20 protein-coding genes and 2 tRNA genes (1 of these 22 cut by a window edge) are annotated in these 22,074 nt (G+C 54.2%); 12 read left to right on the top strand and 10 right to left on the bottom strand.

The genetic code is table 11. The features are described from left to right. From QZL66_RS00755 to QZL66_RS00745, 3 genes are all read left to right on the top strand, one after another. On the top strand, nt 1-630 hold a 630-nt coding region (locus QZL66_RS00755), incomplete at its 5' end, for an NYN domain-containing protein (RefSeq protein WP_293601740.1). Nucleotides 631-644: 14 nt separating this feature from the next. Further along, nucleotides 645-1,613, top strand: a complete 969-nt coding sequence (locus QZL66_RS00750; protein ID WP_022409861.1) for a tetratricopeptide repeat protein — start codon at nt 645-647, stop codon at nt 1,611-1,613. A gap of 95 nt (nt 1,614-1,708) precedes the next feature. Continuing rightward, nucleotides 1,709-1,960, top strand: a complete 252-nt coding sequence (locus QZL66_RS00745) for a TIGR03905 family TSCPD domain-containing protein (RefSeq protein WP_022409860.1) — start codon at nt 1,709-1,711, stop codon at nt 1,958-1,960. A gap of 96 nt (nt 1,961-2,056) precedes the next feature. On the opposite strand, the gene QZL66_RS00740 is transcribed toward QZL66_RS00745, so the two are convergent. The 8 genes from QZL66_RS00740 to QZL66_RS00705 form a co-directional block, all read right to left on the bottom strand. Continuing rightward, entirely contained in the window at nt 2,057-2,827 is a 771-nt protein-coding gene (locus QZL66_RS00740; protein WP_022409859.1) for a Fic family protein, read from the bottom strand. A gap of 17 nt (nt 2,828-2,844) precedes the next feature. Beyond that, nucleotides 2,845-3,243, bottom strand: coding sequence for a cytidine deaminase family protein (locus QZL66_RS00735; protein WP_022409858.1), 399 nt, complete (start codon nt 3,241-3,243; stop codon nt 2,845-2,847). Between the two features lie 48 nt (nt 3,244-3,291). Beyond that, nucleotides 3,292-3,702, bottom strand: a complete 411-nt coding sequence (locus QZL66_RS00730; protein WP_022409857.1) for a hypothetical protein — start codon at nt 3,700-3,702, stop codon at nt 3,292-3,294. Between the two features lie 230 nt (nt 3,703-3,932). Further along, a complete protein-coding gene (glgA, locus tag QZL66_RS00725) occupies nt 3,933-5,351 on the bottom strand; it encodes a glycogen synthase GlgA (RefSeq protein WP_022409856.1) in 1,419 nt (472 codons plus the stop codon). 194 nt (nt 5,352-5,545) lie between these two features. Further along, nucleotides 5,546-6,670 carry a glucose-1-phosphate adenylyltransferase subunit GlgD gene (glgD, locus tag QZL66_RS00720; protein WP_022409855.1) on the bottom strand — a complete coding sequence of 375 codons (1,125 nt, stop codon included), beginning with the start codon at nt 6,668-6,670 and terminating at the stop codon, nt 5,546-5,548. A gap of 15 nt (nt 6,671-6,685) precedes the next feature. Continuing rightward, complete coding sequence (locus tag QZL66_RS00715) at nt 6,686-7,888, bottom strand: glucose-1-phosphate adenylyltransferase (protein WP_022409854.1); 1,203 nt, start codon at nt 7,886-7,888, stop codon at nt 6,686-6,688. A gap of 107 nt (nt 7,889-7,995) precedes the next feature. Next, nucleotides 7,996-9,996, bottom strand: a complete 2,001-nt coding sequence (glgB, locus tag QZL66_RS00710; RefSeq protein ID WP_022409853.1) for a 1,4-alpha-glucan branching protein GlgB — start codon at nt 9,994-9,996, stop codon at nt 7,996-7,998. A gap of 301 nt (nt 9,997-10,297) precedes the next feature. Next, nucleotides 10,298-12,544, bottom strand: coding sequence for a SpoIIE family protein phosphatase (locus QZL66_RS00705; RefSeq protein WP_022409852.1), 2,247 nt, complete (start codon nt 12,542-12,544; stop codon nt 10,298-10,300). A gap of 281 nt (nt 12,545-12,825) precedes the next feature. On the opposite strand from QZL66_RS00705, the gene QZL66_RS00700 reads away from it, so the two are divergent. The 3 genes from QZL66_RS00700 to QZL66_RS00690 all read left to right on the top strand — a co-directional run bounded on the left by QZL66_RS00700 (nt 12,826) and on the right by QZL66_RS00690 (nt 15,482). Next, on the top strand, nt 12,826-13,506 hold the full coding sequence (locus tag QZL66_RS00700; protein WP_293601739.1) for a 5'-methylthioadenosine/adenosylhomocysteine nucleosidase: 681 nt from the start codon (nt 12,826-12,828) through the stop codon (nt 13,504-13,506). Nucleotides 13,507-13,517: 11 nt separating this feature from the next. Then, nucleotides 13,518-14,435 (top strand): LysR family transcriptional regulator, encoded by a 918-nt coding sequence (locus QZL66_RS00695; protein ID WP_022409850.1) that lies wholly within the window; start codon nt 13,518-13,520, stop codon nt 14,433-14,435. Between the two features lie 126 nt (nt 14,436-14,561). Further along, the gene (locus tag QZL66_RS00690) at nt 14,562-15,482 is read left to right on the top strand and encodes a uridine kinase family protein (protein WP_293601738.1); all 921 of its coding nucleotides are present in this window, start codon (nt 14,562-14,564) and stop codon (nt 15,480-15,482) included. A 101-nt stretch (nt 15,483-15,583) separates the two neighbouring features. On the opposite strand, the gene QZL66_RS00685 is transcribed toward QZL66_RS00690, so the two are convergent. Together QZL66_RS00685 and QZL66_RS00680 are read right to left on the bottom strand one after the other, a co-directional pair. Beyond that, nucleotides 15,584-15,670, bottom strand: a tRNA-Leu gene (locus tag QZL66_RS00685). A gap of 40 nt (nt 15,671-15,710) precedes the next feature. Beyond that, nucleotides 15,711-15,797, bottom strand: a tRNA-Leu gene (locus QZL66_RS00680). Nucleotides 15,798-16,046: 249 nt separating this feature from the next. Here QZL66_RS00680 and QZL66_RS00675 point away from each other — a divergent pair. From QZL66_RS00675 to QZL66_RS00650, 6 genes are all read left to right on the top strand, one after another. Continuing rightward, nucleotides 16,047-17,177, top strand: a complete 1,131-nt coding sequence (locus tag QZL66_RS00675) for a cysteine desulfurase family protein (protein WP_022409848.1) — start codon at nt 16,047-16,049, stop codon at nt 17,175-17,177. A 10-nt stretch (nt 17,178-17,187) separates the two neighbouring features. Continuing rightward, nucleotides 17,188-18,363 (top strand): tRNA uracil 4-sulfurtransferase ThiI, encoded by a 1,176-nt coding sequence (gene thiI, locus QZL66_RS00670; protein WP_022409847.1) that lies wholly within the window; start codon nt 17,188-17,190, stop codon nt 18,361-18,363. Between the two features lie 66 nt (nt 18,364-18,429). Further along, nucleotides 18,430-18,912, top strand: coding sequence for a CinA family protein (locus QZL66_RS00665; protein ID WP_022409846.1), 483 nt, complete (start codon nt 18,430-18,432; stop codon nt 18,910-18,912). Between the two features lie 75 nt (nt 18,913-18,987). Then, nucleotides 18,988-20,283, top strand: coding sequence for a class B sortase (locus QZL66_RS00660; RefSeq protein ID WP_022409845.1), 1,296 nt, complete (start codon nt 18,988-18,990; stop codon nt 20,281-20,283). A gap of 23 nt (nt 20,284-20,306) precedes the next feature. Further along, nucleotides 20,307-21,134, top strand: coding sequence for a class B sortase (gene srtB / locus QZL66_RS00655; protein WP_022409844.1), 828 nt, complete (start codon nt 20,307-20,309; stop codon nt 21,132-21,134). 298 nt (nt 21,135-21,432) lie between these two features. Further along, nucleotides 21,433-22,074 carry the 5' portion of a SpoIID/LytB domain-containing protein gene (locus QZL66_RS00650; RefSeq protein ID WP_022409843.1) on the top strand. The gene runs 51 nt beyond the window's last position, so 642 of the gene's 693 nt are visible here — the first part of the coding sequence; it begins with the start codon at nt 21,433-21,435; the stop codon falls past the right edge of the window.

Below are 22,074 nucleotides of genomic sequence, written 5' to 3'. Positions count from 1 at the left end.
CGCCATTATGGCGGCTCGCTGGAAGAGGATCAGGAACTGATGGCGATTTTCGAGCGAACCTACGGCAAGGTGGAACGGGATCTCAGTCGGGCATTCCGTGGGGCAGCCGAGCTGGAACAGATGTCTGCGACGTTTTCCGAGATCGCCCCGCAGCAGCGTGGGGAGGAGTATCTGCTGGTGGATGGGTACAACATCATTTTTGCGTGGGACGAGCTGAAAACGCTGGCGCAGGAGAGCCTGGACACTGCCCGAAGCCGGCTGATCCGGATCCTGTGCAACTATCAGGGCTATCGGAAGTGCCACTTGATTCTGGTGTTCGATGCCTATCGTGTCAACGGCGTGCAGCGGGAGATCGAGCACGTGCACGACATTGATGTGGTCTATACCAAGGCTGCGGAGACGGCGGACTCGTACATCGAAAAGACCACCCGCACACTGTGCCGGGAGCACCGTGTCCGTGTGGCGACCTCGGATGGGATGGAGCAGCTGATTATTTTGGGAAATGGCGCCTACCGTATCTCGGCGGAGGAATTTCGTCAGGAAGTCAAGCAAACGGAACAAGCGATTCGAACCTATCTGGATTCTGCCGATGCCAAGTCGGAAATCTCAGAAATTCGGGTCAGGCACTGAAAGGAGTGGAAGAGATGGTAGAGTTTGAAAAGAGAATCGTTGCAGAAATACGGAAGTTTTATGAGGGCGATAAGCCCATAGAGGAGGCTCCTTTGGAAGAACAGTTTGAAAAGTTTGCAGAACTGCTCATGCTCTCGGAGGAGGCAAAAACAGAATGTCCGGAGCTCTTCTACTGGCAGGGAATGTGTGAGGAGTTTGGCATTGGCGTACCGCCGGAATTGGCTGCCGACGCTGCGGAAAACTATAAAAAGGGCGCAAAGGCGGGAAATGCCGATGCTCAGTACCGTTTGAGCCAGCTCTACGCCAAAGGTGCAAACGGCGTGGAAAAGAACCTCATGGTTGCGCTGGGCTGGGCGAGAAAGGCTGCTGCGCAGGGGCATGCAGATGCCAAAGCGTTCCTGCAGGAGCAGAAGATGATCGAGAAGTCGAAAGTGTCGCTGGATTATACCAAGGCAGCGGAGTTTTTCCTCATGGCAGCCGAACAGGGAAACGCCAAGGCGCAGTACCTGCTGGCGAAATGCTTCTGCATTGGCAAGGGTGTGCCGAGAAGCTACGAGGATTCCTATACATGGTTCACCCGTTCCGGCGAACAGGGCTACGCCGCTGCACAGTATGAGGCGGGGAAGCTCTGCGAGCTGGGACACGGCACGGAAAAGGACTACAGCGCCGCTTTCCACTGGTACGAAAAGGCTGCCGAACAAGAGCATCCGGATGCGCAGACACAGCTCGGTAACTGCTATTTCCGTGGAAAGGGTGTGGAAAAAGATCAGAAAAAGGCGCTGTTCTGGTTCGAAAAGGCGGCAGAGCACGGCAATGCCAAGGCGTGCTACCTTGCCGGCAACTGCTATAAAGACGGCATGGGTACGGAAAAGGATGCGCTGAAAGCGAAGGACTTTTACGAGAAGGGCATGAATCTGGGGGATACCTTTTCCAAGATGGCGTTCCAGCAGATGCAGCATGCAGAAGATTCGGAAAATGCCTGAAAGAAAACGCTTCTTGCATTCTCCTGCAGAATGTGCTATAATGTGGATGGATAACGAAATGTTGTCCGGATTCTCAGAAATGGAGCGTGAAACACATGCAGTATTGTTATACTCCCCACGGTGTCTGTTCCCGTCAGATCCACATGGACGTGGAAGACGGCATCGTAAAGAAAGTACAGTTTGTCGGCGGATGCAACGGCAACACAAAGGGCATTGCAGCACTGGTTGAGGGCATGCCGGTCGATGAGGTGGTCAAGCGTCTGGAGGGCATCCAGTGCGGAAGCCGTCCTACCTCATGTCCGGATCAGCTGGCAAAGGCACTGAAAAAAGCGGCAGAGGAACAGTAACCCTTTTTCCTCCGCCAATCGCAAAAAGCGGGACAAGGTTTGAGAAAAGCCTTGTCCCGCTTTGTTTTTTGAAGTGTAGTATTTGAGAAAATTATCTCAGGAATGCTTGGCGATCAGTTCACGTGAAGTCTGTTCGAGGTGGGGGTAGAGAATCTCGAAGTAGTCTAAAACTGCTTTCATATCATCCTGCATAGACAAGAACACATCCAAAAGCCGGTTTGGCTGGTGTTCCTGTTGCCATTCTTTCAAGCCCATGTAATAGAACATTTTGTGACGCTCGTCAATGCCAAATGGAACGATGGCGTTGGCAAGGCACATCTTGAAGAGCAGGAGCCTGCCGACTCTGCCGTTTCCATCGTAGAACGGGTGGATTTTTTCGAACTCCACGTGAAATTGTGCAACATCGTAAAGATCCAGTGCGCTGTGTGTCTCGTATTTTTGCAGCAGCACCGCCATCTGTTGGGGCACATCTGCCGGTTTTGCCGTGATAATACCGCCTACAACATTGGCATATTTCTTATATTCGCCCACAACAACTTCCGGATTCTGCTCCGCCATTAAACCGCTTTTTAAAATACGGTGCAGCTGTTTCACATATTCCTCTGTGATAGGCATGTCAATGGTGTCCAGCACAAAATCAAAGCACTTGAAATGGTTGGCAGTTTCAATGACGTCGTCTACAAAGGCAGTTCCATCAATGCTGTGTGTTTCGAAGATGTACCTTGTCTGCTCGTGAGAGAGCTGGCTTCCCTCGATGTGGTTGGAATTGTAGGCGAAGTCCACCTGCATTTTGTGATAGATTCCGCCGCCGATTTTTCGCTTTTTCTCCAGCAGCAGAACATTTCTCAGGGTGCGGCCTTTTTCCATAGTGTTTCTCTCTCCTCTTACGAAATCCACCATTCCGGTGTGAGATCACCCAGCCGGACGATACGATTTGCAGCATATTCCAGCATAATTTCAATGTCCTTGTATTTGCCGTTGGGCATGAGCTGTACCATCAGCTCCCGACACGCCCCGCACGGCGCACCGCCGGAACCGTCCGGCAAAATGCAGAGCACCTTGTCGATTTCCTGTTCACCGTTGGTAATCATGTTGAAAATAGCGTTTCGCTCCGCACAGATGCCCAGCGTGGAGCAGGTGTCGATGCACACGCCGGTGTAGATTTTGCCGGATTTGGATAACACCGCAGCAGCTACGCCGCCGGCGAGGACATAGTCGGAAATTTGCCGTTCCTGCTGTACCGCTTTGGCAGCGGCATAGAGTTTTGCCCAGATCTCGTCCATGAGAAATGCCTCCTTGTGTACGAAATGATCACCTAATCCATTGAACATTCACTCCCGATACCCAATACCGAAAACTTCCTTTTTCTGGTTTACATAAAGAATGATTGGACCGAGCAGACTATCTTCCGTTGTGGAAAAGGTGACTGCATAATAAGGACCGGTTCCCGGTTCCTCTGCCAATGCGGCATAGATGTTTTCTGACGGCGGCTCTTTCATCTCCTGAACATCCGGTGTGTCCATGTCGATGATGCTCGCCAGAGTTTCATCAGTTTCGTTGTTCTGCAAAAATTTCTGGCAGATATGCGTGATGTCGGAATGCACATTTTCAGAAACAGATGTTTCCACGGCACTGACTGTTTCATTTGCAATTTTGGACGAATTCGTTTCGTTGCTGCTGCACGCTGCCAGAGAAACCAGCAGGAATGCTGCAAGTGTCAGTGTAAATGCCTTTCTTTTCATAATAACACCTTTGTGGTTGTTTTGGGTTTGGTTTTAGAACTTGTCTTCACAAGAAATATATGTGGATTTTCGAGCATAATTTTGTTGCAGACAAGGCAAAAATACGCAGGCGGGCTGTCGCCCGGCAAGTATTTTTCACGCAGGATGCAGCAAAATTTGCCGAAAAGACACTTGTATACGCTTGTGAAGACAGGTTCTTATATTTCAATGTGCTTTTCCCAGTGCGCTTCTCACCCCAGCACCGAACGATACAGTTCCATATACTTCTCCGCCGAAACATTCCAGCTGTAGTCACACTTCATGGCGTGGCGCACCAGAGCATTCCACTTCCGCTTGTCTCCGAACAGGGCGCAGGCACGCTTGACGGCATCCAGCATATCATAGGCATCGTAGGTCTTGAACGTGAAACCGTTGCCGTTTTCGCCGCCGGCATCAAAGACGGAGTCCTTCAGACCGCCGGTTTCCCGCACCACTGGAATCGTACCATACCGCATGGCGACCATCTGCGCCAGACCGCACGGCTCGTTCTGGGACGGCATGAGGAAGATGTCCGCACCGGCGTAGATACGCCGTGCCATTGCCGGCACAAATCCCACGGTAACGTGTACCTGCTCCGGATATTCCGCCTGCATCTCCCGGAAGAAATCCTCGTACAGCCGTTCGCCGCTGCCCAGAATAACAAAGCGGCAGCCCATTTGCAGCATCTCGTGGAACGTCTGCTGTACCAGCTGGATGCCCTTGTGGGCGACAAATCGTGTGACAATGCCGATCACCGGCGCATTGGTATCCGTTAGATGGCACTCCTCCAGCAGCGCCTTGCGGCAGTCCTTCTTGCCCTGAATCTTGGCGGCGCTGTAGTGCTTGGGAATGTTGGGGTCTGTTTCCGGATTGTAGCTCACCACGTCAATGCCGTTGAGAATGCCCACAATGCCGTCCTGCCGCCGCACCAGTGCCCGATCCATGCCGTAGGAATACCACGGGTCGAGAATCTCCTTGGCGTAGGTGGGGCTGACGGTGGTGATACGGTCGGCGGTTTCGATGGCGCCCTTCATCAAGTTGACCATGCCGTCAAATTCCAGCAGGTTGGTGTGATACGTGGGGATTCCCATCAGCTCTGTGATGACCTCTTTGCCGTATACGCCCTGATACTGGATGTTGTGAATGGTATAGAGAATGCGGATGTTCTCGTATTCCTGATGATACTGGTAGAGCACCCGATAGAAAACGGGAATCATTGCGGTCTGCCAGTCGTTGCAGTGGATGATGTCCGGCTTCCAGCCCAGTTCCGGCAGAATCTCCAGCACAGCACGGGAGAAGAAGATGAAGCGTTCGCAGTCATCGTAGAAGCCGTACATGCCGTCCCGCATGAAGTAATAGGGGTTGTCCAGCAAGTAATAGGTGACGCTGCCCACAGCGATGGTATAGATACCGCAGTACTGCTTGCGCCAGCCCACCTCCACGTTGATGTCCTTGAGGAAGGTCATCCGGTTGCGGACTTCCGGCGTGATGGAACGGTACAGCGGCAGAACCACACGGCAGTCCATGCCCTTTTTCTGGCTGAGTGCAGCGGGAAGCGAGCCGACCACATCGGCGAGTCCGCCGGATGCGGCAAAGGGGAGCGCTTCGCTGGATGCAAATAAGATTTTCATAGGGGATACCTGTCCTTTCTCCAAACGGCAGAGATGCAGACTGCCGCAGGAAATGCCCCAATCGTTTTGAGAGCCTGTTCCCTGCGGCAGCGCATCCGTGATTCCGATCGTATTCCGAAAAGACATAATACGTCTTTTTCGGAAAGCACGATTTCATTATAGCATATCTGTTTCTCTGATTCTATCGTTATTTCTTAAATCTTTGCCTTCTTGCCCAGATAGAGCGGATAGGAGGAAGAACCGGTGAGGACACGATTTTCTGAGATGGTGACATTCTTGTCGGCAACGATGGCATCGATGTTGCATCCGCTTCCGATTTCTGTGCCCTGCATGAGGACGCTGTTGCGGACAACAGCACCCTTGGCAACACGCACGCCACGGAACAGCACGCAGTTTTCTACCGTACCTTCAATGACGCAGCCGTCTGCGATGAGAGAGTTCTTGACGTTTGCCTCCAGACCGTACTTTACCGGCGGATTGTCGCCGACTTTGGTGTAGATCGGAGCTTCTGCGGAGAAGATGTTATTCCGGATCTTGGTGTCCAGCAGTGCGAGGTTTGCCTTGTAGTAAGCCTCCAGACTGTTGACACGGTAGAAGCAGCCCTTGTGCTCGTATGCCTTAAAGACAAACTCGTCTTTTCTTGCCTGAAGCACATCACGAATTAGACTCTGCTGGTTCTTGCTGATCGCCTCTAGAACTACCTGCTTGAGGAAGTCTGTGTTCATGATGAACATATCCAGAGAGATGTTGCACTCGCCGGAGAGCAGCGGATTGGTGAGAACTTCCTGAATGGTGTCGTTCTCATCGATTTGGAGAATGCAGCTGTTGGGGCAGGAGTCCCGGTTGTAGATGCCCTTGCCGTAGATGAAAGTAATGTCTGCGCCGGAGGTCTGGTGATGTTCCAGCGCATCGTTGAAGTCAATGGTGGTGATGACATCGCAGTTGGACAGAACTACATACTTGGCACGGGTGTGCTCTACAAAGCTCCAGATGTTGCTCAGCGCTTCCAGACGGCCCTGATAGGTGCCGCCGCCAACCTGGCTGAACGGCGGCAGCAGGTGCAGACCGCCTTTTTTCCGTGCCAGATCCCATTCTCTTCCGGAACCCAGATGATCCAGCAGAGAGCCGTAGTTGGATTTGGTGATGACGCCAACCTCGGAAATGCCGGAATTTACCATATTGGAGAGAGGAAAGTCCACAAGACGGTAGCGTCCGCCGTAGGGGATCGAACCCATTGTGCGCAGCTTGGTCAAATCGATGACTGCGGAATCGTTAATACTAGCAAAAATCAAACCCAATACATTCTGGTTAATACTCATGTGTTTGCACCGCCTTTACAGATTTTCGGAAATAATGTCTTTCGGAAGGACACGCTTGCCGGAGGAAACGGTGATGTTGTGTCCCAGTACGGCAATGCCCCAGTCGTCACGGTTCGGAACGGATTCCGGGCTCATACCGATGACTGCATCCGATTCAATGATGCAGTCCTCACCGATGATAGCGTATTCTACCACAGCCCCCTTCTTGATGGTGCTGCCCGGCATGATAATGCTGTACTTGACAGATGCGCCCTCTTCGATGGTGACACCGGAGGAGATGATGGAGAAGTCCACAGTGCCGTCCACGACGCTGCCCTCTGTGATCATGGAGTTTTCCACGTGGGCATTTTCGCCGATGTACTGGGGCGGCATGTTGTTGTGGCGGGAGTATACCTTCCAGTTGGGGTCATAGAGATCCAGCGGAACGTTCGGGCTGAGCAGATCCATGTTTGCCTCCCACAGGCTGTCCAGTGTTCCAACGTCCTTCCAGTAGCCCTCGAACTCATAGGCGAACAGACGCTCGCTGTTTGCCAGCATTGCAGGAATGATGTCCTTGCCGAAGTCCTTGGAGCCGGTGTTGGCGTTTTCGTTCTCAATGAGGTATTTCTTGAGCTTTGCCCAGGAGAAAACATAAATGCCCATAGAAGCCAGTGTGGACTTTGGCTCCTTTGGCTTTTCTGTAAAGTCTGTGATTCTTCCGGTTTCGTCGCAGGTCATGATGCCGAAGCGGGAGGCTTCGGAACGGGGAACATCGATGACAGCGATGGTGCTGTCTGCCTCATTGGCAATGTGGTAGTCCAGCATCTTGGAGTAATCCATTTTATAGATATGGTCGCCGCCCAGTACGATGACATATTCCGGATCGTACCGCTCGATGAACGCAATGTTCTGATAGATGGCGTTGGCAGTTCCCTCGTACCAAGATGCGCCGGCAGCTGTCTGGTACGGCGGAAGCACGTGAACACCGCCGTGCATTTTATCCAGATCCCAGGGCTGGCCGTTGCCGATGTATTCATTTAGCACCATGGGCTGATACTGGGTGAGAACACCCACGGTATCAATGCCGGAGTTGATGCAGTTGGAGAGCGGGAAGTCGATGAAGCGATTCTTACCGCCGTAGGGGATTGCTGGTTTTGCCACCTTTTGTGTCAGGGCATATAGTCTGCTTCCCTGACCGCCTGCGAGAAGCATAGCGACACACTTTTTCTTGATCTTCATGATATTCCTCCTAATCGTTCTATTTCAAAATAGGGAAACTCTTTATCCTAAACTATGCGGTACAATGAGGTTAGAGCACATGGTTTCCGCACAGATTACGGCAAATTTTATTTGGGTGCGGCTGTACGTTTCCGTGCAGTATCCGGTTTCTTGGCTGCCTTTGGCTTTGCCGGTGTTTTTCGCGTTACAGCGGACTTGTGGACGGTGCGCTTTTTCGGCGGGGTGAAGGTGAGATAGATCACCGACAGCGGTGCCAGTGTCAGCGAGACGCACTGTTCAAAGCCGTGCATGGAGATTGGCAGCGTCCGAAACTTGGATTCGGTGATGCCGCTTCCGCCGTACTTCTTGTCGTCTGTGTTGAATGCCAGCGCATAGCTGCCCTCCTTGGGCACGCCGATCTTGTAATCGTTGCGCTGTACCGGACAGAAATTGCACACAGCGATGATCTCCTTGCCGGCATCATCGATGCGCCGGAATGCAATGACGCTCTGCTGGTAGTCATCGTGGGAAATCCAGCTGAAACCCTGCCACGAGTCGTCGTCCTGCCACAGGGGTGAGTGCTCCAGATAGAACCGGTTCAGATCCTGCGAGAATTGTTCCATCCGCTTGTGCTCCGGCAGTTCCAAGAGCTCCCAGTCCAGCTGCGTTTCGTAATTCCACTCGTTTTTCTGGGCAAATTCCTGACCCATGAAGAGCAGCTTTTTGCCTGGATGCGCCATCATGTATCCCAGAAAAGCACGGTAAGAAGCGAAGCGTTCCGCATCGTCCTGCCCGTTCATCTTCTGGAGCATGGAGCATTTTCCGTAGACGATTTCATCGTGGGAGATGGGGAGAATATAGTTCTCGGAGAAGCAGTAGAAGAAGGAGAATGTGAGCTTATCGTGATTGAACGCCCGATAGATGGGGTCCAGCGAGATGTAGCTGAGCATGTCGTTCATCCAGCCCATGTTCCACTTGAAGTTGAAGCCGAGTCCGCCGATGTCGGTGGGCTTGGTGACCAGCGGCCATGCGGTGGATTCCTCTGCGATCATGAGAATATCCGGATTGCGGGAGAACGCTGCCTCGTTGAGGTGGCGCAGGAATTCCACTGCCTCCAGATTCTCGTTGCCGCCGTAGACGTTGGGACGCCATTCGCCGTCGGGACGGTCGTAGTCCAGATAGAGCATGGATGCCACCGCATCCACACGCAGACCGTCCACATGGAACTCCTCCAGCCAGCAGCAGGCGCTGGAGATCAGGAACGAGCAGACCTCGCCCTTGCCGTAGTCAAAGACACGGGTGCCCCAGCCTTTGTGCTCCATTTTTAGCGGGTCGGCATACTCATAGCAATAGGAGCCGTCGAACTCGCACAGACCCATAGGATCCTTGGGAAAGTGCGCCGGAACCCAGTCCAGAATGACGCCGATGCCAGCCTGATGGAACATGTCGATCATGGTGCGGAAGTCGTCCGGCGTGCCGTGGCGGGAGGTGGGGGCAAAATAGCCAGTCACCTGATATCCCCACGAGCCGTCGAAGGGATATTCCGTCAGCGGCATCAGTTCGATGTGGGTGTAGGACATCTTTTTCAGATAAGGGATGATCTCCTCGGCAAATCCCACATAGCTGGGGAATTTCTCCTCCGGCTTGTGTTTCCACGAGGCGAGGTTTGCCTCGTAGATGTTCATGGGGCTTTTATACGGGGAGTGCTGCTTTTTTGCGGTGTACCATGCGGCATCCTTCCACGTATAGCTGCTCTCATAGATCTTGGAGGCTGTGCCGGGACGGGTTTCGTAGTGTGACCCATAGGGGTCTGCTTTATCTAAAATACGGCCATCTTCCGTTTCGATACTGTATTTGTAACTGTCAAATTGCTGAATGCGGGGGATTTCTGCTTCCCAGATAGCATCTGTGATCTTCTCCATAGGGTGACAGCTGCGGTCCCAGTTGTTGAAGCTGCCGATGACGGAGACGCTTTTGGCATGCGGTGCCCAGACACGGAACCGGCAGAACTGTCCTCTCCCGCGGCGGAATAAATGCGCACCAAAAAAGCGGTACGCCTCAAAATTTTTTCCTTGGTGGAACAGATACAGCGGAAAATCGTAATCTTTGGATTTCTGCGATGAAGGCATAGCAAACCCTCCTTTTTATTTTTCTATTCACATTTTAACATAAAAAGAGAATCATTGCAAGTTATTTTTGTTTTCACTGGCGATTTTTATAGAAATGAACAGTTTTAATCCACCGATTTGTATAATATGTACAAAAACTAGGAGAGAACGTTCTCGCTTTGCCAGTGAAAACGATGAAAAAGTGTGATACGATTTTGAAACCGTTGTTGAAATGCGCATGGAAATTTACACAGACGGCAAAAAATAGCGCCTGCGTAAAAGGAAGATGCAGATTTTGGAAAAATTCAGGAGACGCAAATGCTTATGCCGGAAGTAGCCGTGCTGCACAGACGGTGACATCATCCCGCTGGGTTCCGCCGGCAAAGATCGCCGCTTTTTCGCAGATCTCGGTGACGATCTGTTCCAGCGTGGCGCCGCTCTCCAGAAGCTGCCGGATAAGGGGGTATGCGTCCTCGCTGACGCCGTCGGAGAGCATGAGAATGATATCGTCCGGCCGGAGGGCGATGTGCCGGATCTCCAGCTCGCCCTCCGGTTCTGCGCCGAGGGGAAAGGTCTTGGCGCTGATGCGGGACACCTTGCCGTCGTGGCGAATCAGCGTGGCAGCTGCGCCGGACTTCATGATGGTGAGTGCGCCGGCATCCAGATCGAACTTCGCCACATCTAGTGTTGCAAAGGTCTCCTGCGGCGACTTGGTGAGCAGCAGTCCGTTCATCATCCGTACCGCAGCCGTGCCGGTGATGCCGCCGCTGACGAATTTGCGGAACATCTCCGTGGTCATGCGGGACTCAATGGCGGCGTATTTGCCGGTGCCCATGCCGTCGGAGAGGACAAGATAGGGGTTTCCGGCGCTGTCCGTAAAGGTGACGGCGCTGTCGCCGGAGATGTTCTCCTGCTGGGCGTGACGGGCAGAGGAGAAGTGTTCCAGACGGTACTTGGGACGCTGGCAGAGCCGGTAGCGTGTCTGACCGCCCAGCCGGATGGGATCCAGTTCCTCCAGTGTCATGTTCAGGGATTCGGAAAGAATGTGCCGGATGGTGGGGAGACAGCCGTCCAGCGTGCGGTCGGCGCAGTGCAGCTCGATCATCAGGCGGTCGGACTCGGTGTAATAGGCGGCAGCGGTGTCGCAGTCGTAGCCGTACCGGAGCATGCGCCGGCGGATGCTCTCGCTCATCTCACTGCTGTAGCGGATGTCCAGATGGCTGGAAACAGTTTGCAGCAATTCCTCGGCGGCGGAGAGCTGTTCCAGCAGCACGGTACGGCTCTCTGCGGTGCGTGCCGCCAGAAAGCGTGCTCGCCTGCGTTCTGCCGCCTGTCTGGAAAACAGCGCCTGAAGCCGTTCAGTGCGGCTGCACTGGGCAAGCTCTGCCGGAATGGGCGGCAGCTCTGTGCCACGGTGGCTCTCCATTTTCCGAAAGCCACACAGCGTTTCTTCGTAATGGGATTCCCAGCAGCGCAGCTTGTTCCGGCAGCTGCCGCAGACGGTCTCGCAGACTTCTCTGGCGGTGTCGTGGGAGATCTCCTCCTGCGGGAGCAGGGCGGCGATAGCGTTGGTGTCCTGCCGCACGCTGCGAATGGCGCCTGCCATGTCGTTCAGGCGTGCGGAAAGGGGCTGGGTGCTGTCGCTCTTGTCGGAGATGTCCATGACCAGCCACTTGTCCAGACAGGCGGCATCCAGAAACAGGAATGCTACGCTGCCCAGAAAAAGATTGCAGACCACAGAAATTGTGAGCAGGGCAGAACTGAATGTGATAAGCCCCATAAGGGAAAAGACAAAAAAGATGCCGGCGATGGCGAAGCGGTTGCGGGAGGCGAGGTAGCCCATCAGGAGCCCGCCCACCGGCAGTACCAGCATGGCAAGGCCATCTCTGCCGGCACCCAGTACAGCACCGCAGGCGGAGAGTGCGCCGCAGATCACACCGCCGGCACAGCGGAACTTGCGTGCGCCCACCAGTGTAATTGCCGTGCCGAGAATGCAGCCCACGTTCATTGCCGGAATGCGGTAACAGCTGAATGCGGCGATGGTCAGGATGAGGACGACAGCAGCGGCGCAGCCGTCAGTGGAGCGGAGGGGAATCTTTCCGCTGGCACGAATGCTGGTGAATACGGCGTGCATGAAGTAGGAGGCGCAGCCGGTGAGGCAGGCGGTCATAGTGTAGCCGATGACCTCAGCGCCGCTGGCGTGGAAGAAGAGGGATACGGCGATGCCGGCGAGAAACACGCAGAGGGCGGTGCTCCATGCCATGCCGGAAGCGGTGCGTGGCGGGTGGCGAAACATACGCAGGCTGACGACCACCACCAGCCCGAAGAGCAGGGGAAGGTTGTCCAGAAGCGTGCCGGAGATGACGTAGGCGAGCAGACTTCCGATGAGCACGGAAACAGCACCGGGAGCGGTGAAATTGGCGGCGAATGCAATGGGAAGGGGCGAGGTCATAGCCCCTACGTGGGTGCCGGCGAGGAGCAGACCGGCGAGAAATCCGCCGCCGCTCTCCCAGAGAAAACGAGGAAGGAAAAGCGGTCGGCGGAGCGGCTGAGGATTGACGTTGTGCATGGCAGGCGGTCCTTTCTGAAAAGTGTAGAGAAAAGATGAATGTTTGGTAAACTCTATTATAGAATACGGGAGGCAAAATATCTGTCACAATGGCACATCGTTTTTTACATAAGAAAGACGGGCAATTGCAGCCGGCATGGTTTCCGGTCAAAGCACCGGCATTTCCGGAGCGGCCTTTGGAAAACCGGCAGTTCTCCGCTGCTTTTTGCAAAAAAGGAGGTGGACACGGCGGTGATTTTGTGGTATAATAGAAAAAAGCAAGCCATAGAAAGGGACGACTGATGATGAAAACAATCGGAATTATCGGCGCAATGCCGTCAGAATTGGTGGATATCCGCAAGGGTCTGCCGAACTCGGAAATTCAGAAAAAAGCTGGATTTGACTATTATCTCAATCAGGTGGGGGACACTCGTGTCGTACACGTTTGCAGCGGTATCGCTAAGGTCAACGCTGCGGTTTGCACGCAGGCGCTCATCGATACGTTCCAGCCGGACGCCATTCTCAACGCAGGCATTGCCGGCGGTATGAATCCGGAGGTGCATGTGTGTGACGTGGTGGTTTCCAGCGAGGTGCTGCCCCACGATCTGGATCTGCACTTCCTGAAGGACTATCCGCCCTATTGCGGCATCTATCCGGCAGACGAATCCCTCATTGCACTGGCACGGAAAACCTGTGAGGAATTCGGTGTCAAGGTGTTCACCGGCAGAATCGTATCCGGCGATGAATTCGTAACAGACAGCGCACGCAAGGCGGACATCCAGAGCCGTCTGACACCCTATGCTGTAGATATGGAGAGTGCTGCAGTGGGACAGTGCGCCTACCGGAATCAGGTGCCCTACGCCAGCATTCGCTGCATCTCGGACAACGCAGACGATGAGGGTGCCATGTCCTTCGACCAGTTCGAGAAGATCGCAGCCAAGCGTGTGGCAGATATCGTGCTGCACATGGTAGAGCACTTCTAAGGCGGCGATCCATGACACTACAGCAGCTGCAATATGTGATCGCCATTGTGGAACACGGTTCTATCAGCGAAACGGCAAAGCAACTCTATGTGGCACAGCCCACGCTTTCAGGTGCGGTGCGGACGCTGGAGGAAGAATTCGGCATCACGATCTTTCACCGCTCGGCTCGGGGCATTGCATTGACGGAGGAGGGCAGGGAGTTTCTCTCCTATGCCAGACAGGTGGTGGAGCAGGCGGACTTGCTGCACCAGCATTACGGCGCACCACGGCAGCTCTGCCAGCGCTGTTCCATCTCCACCCAGCACTATGCCTTTGCGGTGGATGCTTTTGTCCGGCTGATTCGCCGGCTCTCGCTGGAGGCGTACCGGTTCACGCTGCGGGAGACACGCACCCACGAGATCATGGAGGACGTGCGCCGCATGGACAGCGAAATCGGGATTCTGTATCTGAGCAGTTTCAACGAGAAAGTACTTCGGGCGATGCTGGAGGAATACCGTCTGGAATTCCATCCGCTGGCGGACGCTGCGCCTCATGTCTTTCTCCGTGCCGGACATCCTCTCGCTGCACAGCCCTCTGTGACCACGGCAGATCTGGAACCGTACCCGTTCCTGTGTTTCGAACAGGGGACGCACAACTCCTTTTATTTTGCGGAGGAGCTGTTCAGCACCATGCCTCATCAGAAGTGCATCCGTGTCAGTGACCGTGCCACGCTGTTCAATCTGCTGCGTGGTGTAGATGGCTATACCGTTTGCAGCGGTATGGTCAGTGCAGAGCTGAACGGGGGAGATATTGTGTCTGTACCTATGGATACGGCAGAACGGATGCAGATCGGCTGGATTGCCAATCCCAGAGTGCAGCAGAGTCAGGCGGCGGAGCTGTATCTGGCAGAACTTCGGGATGTGTTGGCGGAGTATCAGAAAAAAGCATAATCCCGAAATAGGCGGACTGCTCTCAGGCGGTTCGCTTTTTTGATTTCCACAAATCCCGGGGAAGTGTTGTTGACAAAATCTGTCGAATTGTGCTATAATGAATCGAAAAAGAAAGGCGGCGGTATTGTGCAGAAGATAGAGTTGGAACAGATGAACCGGGAGATGACAGCGTCCTCCGATGCCATGGCGCAGGCAGATGCAGCGTGGCTGCAAACCATTGAACAGGCGGCATCCTCCATCCGCCGCAATGCGCAGCAGCAGCCCATCGTGCTGCTTTCCGGACCGTCCGGTTCCGGAAAGACGACCACGGCGTTTTTGATCGAGCGGTTTCTGGATCGCTGGGGCGTGGAAACGCACACCATCTCTATGGATCACTTTTTCTGTTCCCTGACACCGCAGCAGCGGGAACTGGCGGCAGCGGGAAAGCTGGATCTGGAGTCGCCGGCACGGGTGGATGCGCCCTATCTGAATACACTCCTCCGCCAGATTGCCGAGGGTCAGCCCACGTGGCTGCCGCACTATGATTTCCGCACCACGACACGCTGCGACAAGTGGCGGCTTCTGACACGAAAGCCGGGGGAGCTGCTGATTCTGGAGGGCATTCACGCCCTGAATCCGGAGGTGGTCACTCTGCCGGAAGAGATGACAGAACGGCTCTATGTCAGCGTCCGCACCCGTGCGGCGGACGGGGAAACGGTACTTCACCCCTCACGGCTCCGGCTGCTCCGCCGGATGCTGCGGGACAAGAATTTCCGGCACCGAAGCGTGGCGGAAACTCTCGCTATGTTTGAACATGTGCAGGCGGGAGAACACAAGTACATTGCACCTTATAAAAAGCGTGCGTCCATCTCCATTGATACGTTTCTGCCTTATGAGCTGGGAATCTATAAGACGCTGCTGGACGGAGAACTGGAGGCGGAGCTGTCGCATCCGGTGCTGGAAGAGCTGCGCCGGATGTGGGATAAGGTGATACCTCTGCCGCTGGAACAGGTTCCTTCGGATTCGCTGGTGCGGGAGTTCGCCGGCGGAAGTACATTCCAATATTAAAAAAATCCGGAAAGTGTTTGGCTGAACGCTTTCCGGACTTTTTATTGTAATACATTTTAAAAGACAAAAGAAAAAGGCCTGATTTTTCAATCAGACCTCAATGGTGCGGATAAGAGGACTTGAACCTCCACCCCCTTGCGAGGACTAGCACCTGAAGCTAGCGCGTCTGCCAATTCCGCCATATCCGCATAAATCAGCTTTCTCTATTCAATTGCACCGTGAAGAACATGGTGCGGATAAGAGGACTTGAACCTCCACCCCCTTGCGAGGACTAGCACCTGAAGCTAGCGCGTCTGCCAATTCCGCCATATCCGCAGTTATTTGTTTTTTGTGTTCGCCGTAGCGACAAGAATTATTATAGCACAACAAAACCGGTTTGTCAAGCGTTTTTTTGCATTTTTTCAAAATTTTTTTGGGGAATCTGAAAAACTACGGAATTTCGCCGAAAAACCGCATTTTTTATTTTGAAGATCTGCGAAAATACGGGAAGAAATGATGCGGCACTTGCACAATTGGCGGGAATATGGTATAATAACACCTGAAACAAGAGGAGGCACGAACACAATGGAACATTATCTGGACAACGCCGCTACCACAAAGCCCTGCGCAGAAGCGGCAGAGGCAGTGGTGCGGTGCATGACGGAGCAGTACGGCAATCCGTCCTCGCTGCATCGCAAGGGACTGGAAGCACAGCACGTCATGGAACACGCCCGCCAGCAGATCGCAGCAGCACTGGGATGTAAGGCACAGGAACTGCTGTTTACCTCCGGTGCAACAGAAAGCACCAATCTGGCACTCCGTGGCGCAGCTGCTGCCCATGGCAGAAAGCGGAAGAAGATTATCACCAGTGCGGTAGAGCACGCATCGGTGCGCCAGACGCTGGCACAGCTGGAACAGCAGGGCTTTACAGTCGTTGCCGTGGCACCGGATGCAGACGGCAGGTATCACGCAGAAGACTTCCTGCGGGAAGTGGACGGAAACACCTGTCTGGTCAGCATGATGCTGGTGAACAATGAGAATGGCTATCGGATGCCGGTGGAGGAGACATTCCGTGGGGTGAAGCGAAAGGATCCGGAGATCCTCACCCACTGTGATGCGGTGCAGGGCTTTTTAAAAGTACCTTTCCGCACACGTTCCCTGAATGCCGATCTGATCTCCCTCAGCGGTCATAAGGTACACGCCCTGAAAGGTGCGGGTGCACTGTATCTCCGGCAGGGTGTCCGGATTCGTCCCATTTTGTTCGGCGGACATCAGGAGAAGAGCCTGCGTCCGGGGACGGAGAGCGTTCCGCTGATCGCAGCATTCGGCGCAGCAGCAGAGAAGCTGTCCCAGACGGTGCAGGAACGCTACGAAAAAGCGGCACAGCTGCGGGCAAGTCTGATTGCACAGCTCCGGACGATGGAGGGTGTGCTGATTCGGGATATTCCGGACGCCTCGCCCTATGTGCTGAGCATCTCCATGCCGGGATACCGCTCGGAGATCATCCTGCACTATCTGGAACAGCGGGAGATCTACATTTCCAGCGGTTCGGCGTGCTCCAAGGGCGCCAGCAGCGGCGTTCTGGAGGCGTTCGGCGCAAAGCCGGCAGAGGTGGACAGCGCCCTGCGCATTAGCTTTTGCGCAGAAAATACGGAAGATGACATTGCAGCATTGGTACAAGGATTGAAGGATGCCCGTCAGGGTCTGGTACATTAAGGAGTTATCTATGGCAAAAGAATTGATTTTGGCAAAATACGGAGAAATGGCGCTGAAGGGTCTGAACCGTGGAACGTTCGAGGACATCCTCATGAAAAATCTGCGTCGCCGTCTGAAAAAATTTGGAGTGTTCAAACTGACACGGGCACAGTCCACGATCTACATGGAACCGATGTCGGAGGACATTGATCTGGACGAGGTGCTGGAACATCTCCAGTGCGTGTTCGGCATCGCAGCCCTCTGCCGTGCCTGCGTCTGCGAAAAGACCATGGGGGACATCTCCGCCAAGGCAGTGCCGTATCTGGACGAGGTGCTGTCCGGTGCGAATACCTTTAAAGTGGAGGCAAAGCGTGCTGATAAGGCGTTCCCGCTGAAATCGCCGGAGATCTGTGCGGAGCTGGGCGGTGTCCTGCTGGAGGCGTATCCCCATTTGTCGGTGGATGTGCACAATCCGGATGCCACCATTATGGTGGAAATTCGGGATACCCACGCTTTTGTCCACGGCGCAAACCTGAAAGGTGCCGGCGGTCTACCGGTGGGAAGCAGCGGAAAGGCACTGCTCCTGCTGTCCGGCGGAATTGACAGTCCGGTTGCCGGCTACCGCATGGCTCGCCGAGGCGTTCACATCTCCGCCATTCACTATGTCAGCCCGCCCTACACCTCATACCGTGCGCTGGAAAAGGTGGAGCAGCTCTGTCAGGAGATCACGCCCTATTGCGGGAACATCGCCTTTTTCTGCGTGCCGTTTACGGAGATTCAGGAGGCGATCAAGGAACACTGTCCGGAGGAGTACTTCACCATTATCATGCGCCGTCTGATGATGGAGATCGCCCAGAAGATTGCGGAAAAGGACAACTGCCTCGCCCTGATTACCGGCGAGAGCGTGGGACAGGTGGCGAGCCAGACCATGCAGGCGATTGCCTGCACCGATGCCGTGAGCCGGATTCCAGTGTTCCGTCCGCTGATCGGCATGGACAAGACCGAGATCGTGGAAACTGCCCGTGCCATTGGAACATTCGAAACCTCCACACTGCCCTACGAGGACTGCTGCACCGTCTTTACTCCCCGGCATCCCAAGGTGCGTCCGTCTTTGGCAGAGGTGGAAAAGGCGCAGGCAAAATTCGATTTTACCGCCTTGGTGGAAAAGGCAGTGGAGCAGACACAAATGCGTGTGTTTGAACTTTAATTCGAGGATATTTCACAAAATTTGGCGTGTGATTTTGTGAAAAAGCACAGAAAGCAGGCGTGGAAAATGGGATATTCTATTCTGGGAGAAGAAAAAATATGTCAGATCTATAAAGACACGGAAAAAGCACTTGACAAAACTGTGGGACATATTGTACAATTATTAGATAGAGAGAAACAAACGGTGGCAACTGCGGAAAGCTGCACCGGCGGATTGCTCTCGCAGCTTATCACGTCGGTGTCGGGAGCTTCCCGTGTCTTTGAACTCGGAATATGCACCTATGCGGAACGGATGAAGACCAAATTTCTGGGCGTTCCGGCGGAGCTGATTGCCGGGAAAGGCGTGGTGAGCGCCGAGGTCGCCATGGCGATGGCACACGGTTTGCGCCAGCAGTCGGATGCTGCGCTCTGCCTTTCTGTGACCGGCATCGCCGGCCCGGGCGGCGGAACACCGGAGGGAGCAGCCGGTGGGCACCGTGTATGTGGGGATGCTGCTGGGGGAGAAGGCAGTGGCTGCGCACTTACAGCTCTGGCGGTACGGCTTGTGTAACCGTGCGGAGATCCGCCACGGTGTCGCCGTATGCGCCTTTGGCATCGCAGAAAGTTATCTGATGGAGGAAGCGGAATGCAGGAAGATGAAAACACTGCTGCAGTAGATTCCACGGATTCGCCTTCGGAGGAGCAAAGCACCCCGGACACCCCGCAGGGCGAGCAGAACACGGAGGAGAAGATCTCGGTGCTTCGTTCCAGCCTGTTTCACATTGCACAGGAGGAAGAGGCAGAACAGGTCTCCCTGCGGGTTGCCTACCAGATCCGGCAGGTGAAAGAACGGAAAGAGCATCCGGAAAAATTTCAGCCGCCTGCACCGGAGGCAGCACCGCCGCCCAAGCGAAAAAAGCATGCGCTTGGCAGCTGGGCAATGGGCATGCTGCCCCATCGGGGCGACTCCGGCGGCGAGATCGTCCGGAAAAGCGTCTTTCTGCTCTCCAGTCTGGTCTTTCTGGTGTGCATGGTGCTGATCGCATTGTACCTGATCGACCTGTACCGCAGCAAGGCGTTTTACAGCGATGTGGGAAGCTCCTATCATGCGCAGATGCCTAAGACGACCACTGTTCCGGTTGCAACGGAGCTGACAGAGGAAGAGACGGAGGTGCCTACGGAAAAGCACTATACGCTTTTACCGGGTGCTGCCGACCTTCTGGCGATCAATCCGGAGATCAACGGCTGGATCACCATTGCCGATACGCCGGTGGATTATCCGCTGCTGCACCATCCAAACGATGTGGAAGGAGAGGAATACTACCTCTACCGCAACATGCAGGGCGAGGATTCCAAGCCAGGCTCCATCTTTTTGGACGGCAGATGCAGCTTCGATGAGGTGGGCAGGGACGGCACACTGTCAGAGCCGAATTCCGACAATCTGATCGTGTATGGGCACAACATGCGGGATAACTCCATGTTCGGCTCGCTGAAGTCTTACCAGATCGATGAGAATTACTACCAGCAGCATCCGATCATCCAGCTGAATTCCAACTACGAAACGTATCAGTATAAGATCTTCGGCTATTTTATCGCCGATGCCTCTGATAATACGGATACCCGTTTCGACTATTGGAACAAGATCAATTTTGCGGATGAAACGGAATTTTATGATTATGTCAACGAGGTGAAGCGTCGTTCGCTCCGCCTGACCGGTGTCGATGTGAAGTATGGGGATGCGCTGCTGACGCTCTCCACCTGCAACAGTTCCTTTGATACGGCTCGCCTTGTCATTGTGGCACGGCGGGTGCGGGACGGGGAAGACCTGACTGAGGGAACTGTGGGCAGTGTGGCAAACCCCAACACCAAATGGCCGAATATCTACTATCTGTGGAACAGCGACCATTACGACCCTGATGCCGGTTTTGTTCCCTATGGATAAGAAATGAGAGATGATTGTAGCATATGAAGAGAAATTGGAGAGCAGCTGCCTTTGCAGCTGCACTTTGCATGGCACTGACTGCAACCACGGGATGTGCCGAGAAGATTGACCAGACTGCCGGCGGCAATCTGATCACGACCACACCGGTGACGGAAGAGGCAACAGAAGCGCCCACCGCTGCGCCGGAACTGACGGAGCGTGCCAAGAAGCTGCTGGCACAGAATCCGGATACCGTTGGGTACATTACGATCGCAGATACACAGGTGGACAACCCTGTGGTGCAGACGATCGATAATGAATATTATTTGAATCATGGCTTTGACGGACAGGAGTTCCGTGCCGGTACAGTATTTATGGACTGCGCCGATTATTTCGGGGCAGACCCGGCGGACTGGTCGGAGAACATCATCCTCTACGGACACAACATGGCGGATAACTCCATGTTTGGTTCGCTTCGCCGCTATCGGCAGGATCCGGAGTACTACAAGCAGAATCCGTTTATCACCTTTAGCTCCAACTATGCAGACTATACCTATGTCATGTTCGGACTGGTGATTACAAGCGGTAATGCGGATGCCGATTTCCTCTACTGGCGGATGCAGGATCTGAAGGATCAAGCAGCGTTTGACAACTATGTCAAGACGGTAGAGTCCAAGAATATGATCACCAACCCCATTGATGTGAAGTATGGTGACGACATCCTGACGCTCTCCACCTGCTATTCCGATGAGGATAATTCCCGTTTCCTGATCGTTGCCCGCCGTCTGCGGGAGGGCGAGGATACCCAGACTCTTCTGGCGAAGATTCAGGGCGGTGCGACCGAGGAGACCACCGCTGCTGCACAGGAGTAAGCACGGGCTGCTTACGCTGTATGGACGACCGCAGCCTTCGAAAAGAAGGGTTGGCGGTGTACCCTGTGCAGTAAAAGGAATCGGTGCGATGCAGGAGAACCTGCCTTTTTCAGGCGGGCGTTCGAATGTTTTTTCGGGATCACTGCACCGATTCCCTGTGGCAGAACAGATGCCGGCATGGCGAATGCGAATCCTGCGTGCGGACAAGGCACGACAGAACTGCACCGCCTGACCGCTGGCTTTGGAATGCCGCAAAATATCACCCGGCAATTTTGCCGGTACAAATTGGAGTTTTGATATGAAAATACGTTACCCACGTGCAAGTGTTGCAATTTTAGCTGCGGCACTGCTTGCCGGAACATCGGTAGTGACTGCGTACGCAGTGACAGAATCCGCTGCTCCTTCGGCAGATACCGCCGCAACCGAAAATGGCTCAACATGGTGGAAGGCTGAAATTTCAGATTATGATTCCAGCTTATCATTGGTTCAGTATGAAGAAATTAAACCGTCACAGGCGCAGATCGATGCGATGGAACAGGCAACCACTCCTGCCAAACAGGCTGGAAAGGTTGCAGGTTCCGGTGAAACGCTGGGGTCTTCCAGTGTGACGGGCTCTGCAAACGTCGGCGCAGCTGCCTCGATGGCACCGTCTGTGGAAGCCGGACAGTTTGCATTTACAACTTATGGATACGGGCACTGCGTCGGCATGAGCCAGAACGGTGCGGATTATTACGCAACCTATGGCGGATATGACTACCAGTCGATCCTCTTCCATTATTATCCGGGAACAAGTCTGGTGCAGACCGGCGCCGGTTCCATTACTGCGAACGGCGTGACCGGCAGTGCACTGGATATCCTCTCTCAGATCGTGTATGCAGAAATGAGTTCCACCATGCATCCGGAGGCAATGAAGGCACAGGCGGTTGCAGCCTATACCTAT

The organism is Ruminococcus sp. CAG:330, assembly GCF_000437175.1.
Lineage (GTDB): Bacteria > Bacillota > Clostridia > Oscillospirales > Ruminococcaceae > Ruminococcus_C.
Note: the sequence above shows the minus strand (reverse complement) of the source record. Positions and strands in the feature narration are given on the sequence as shown.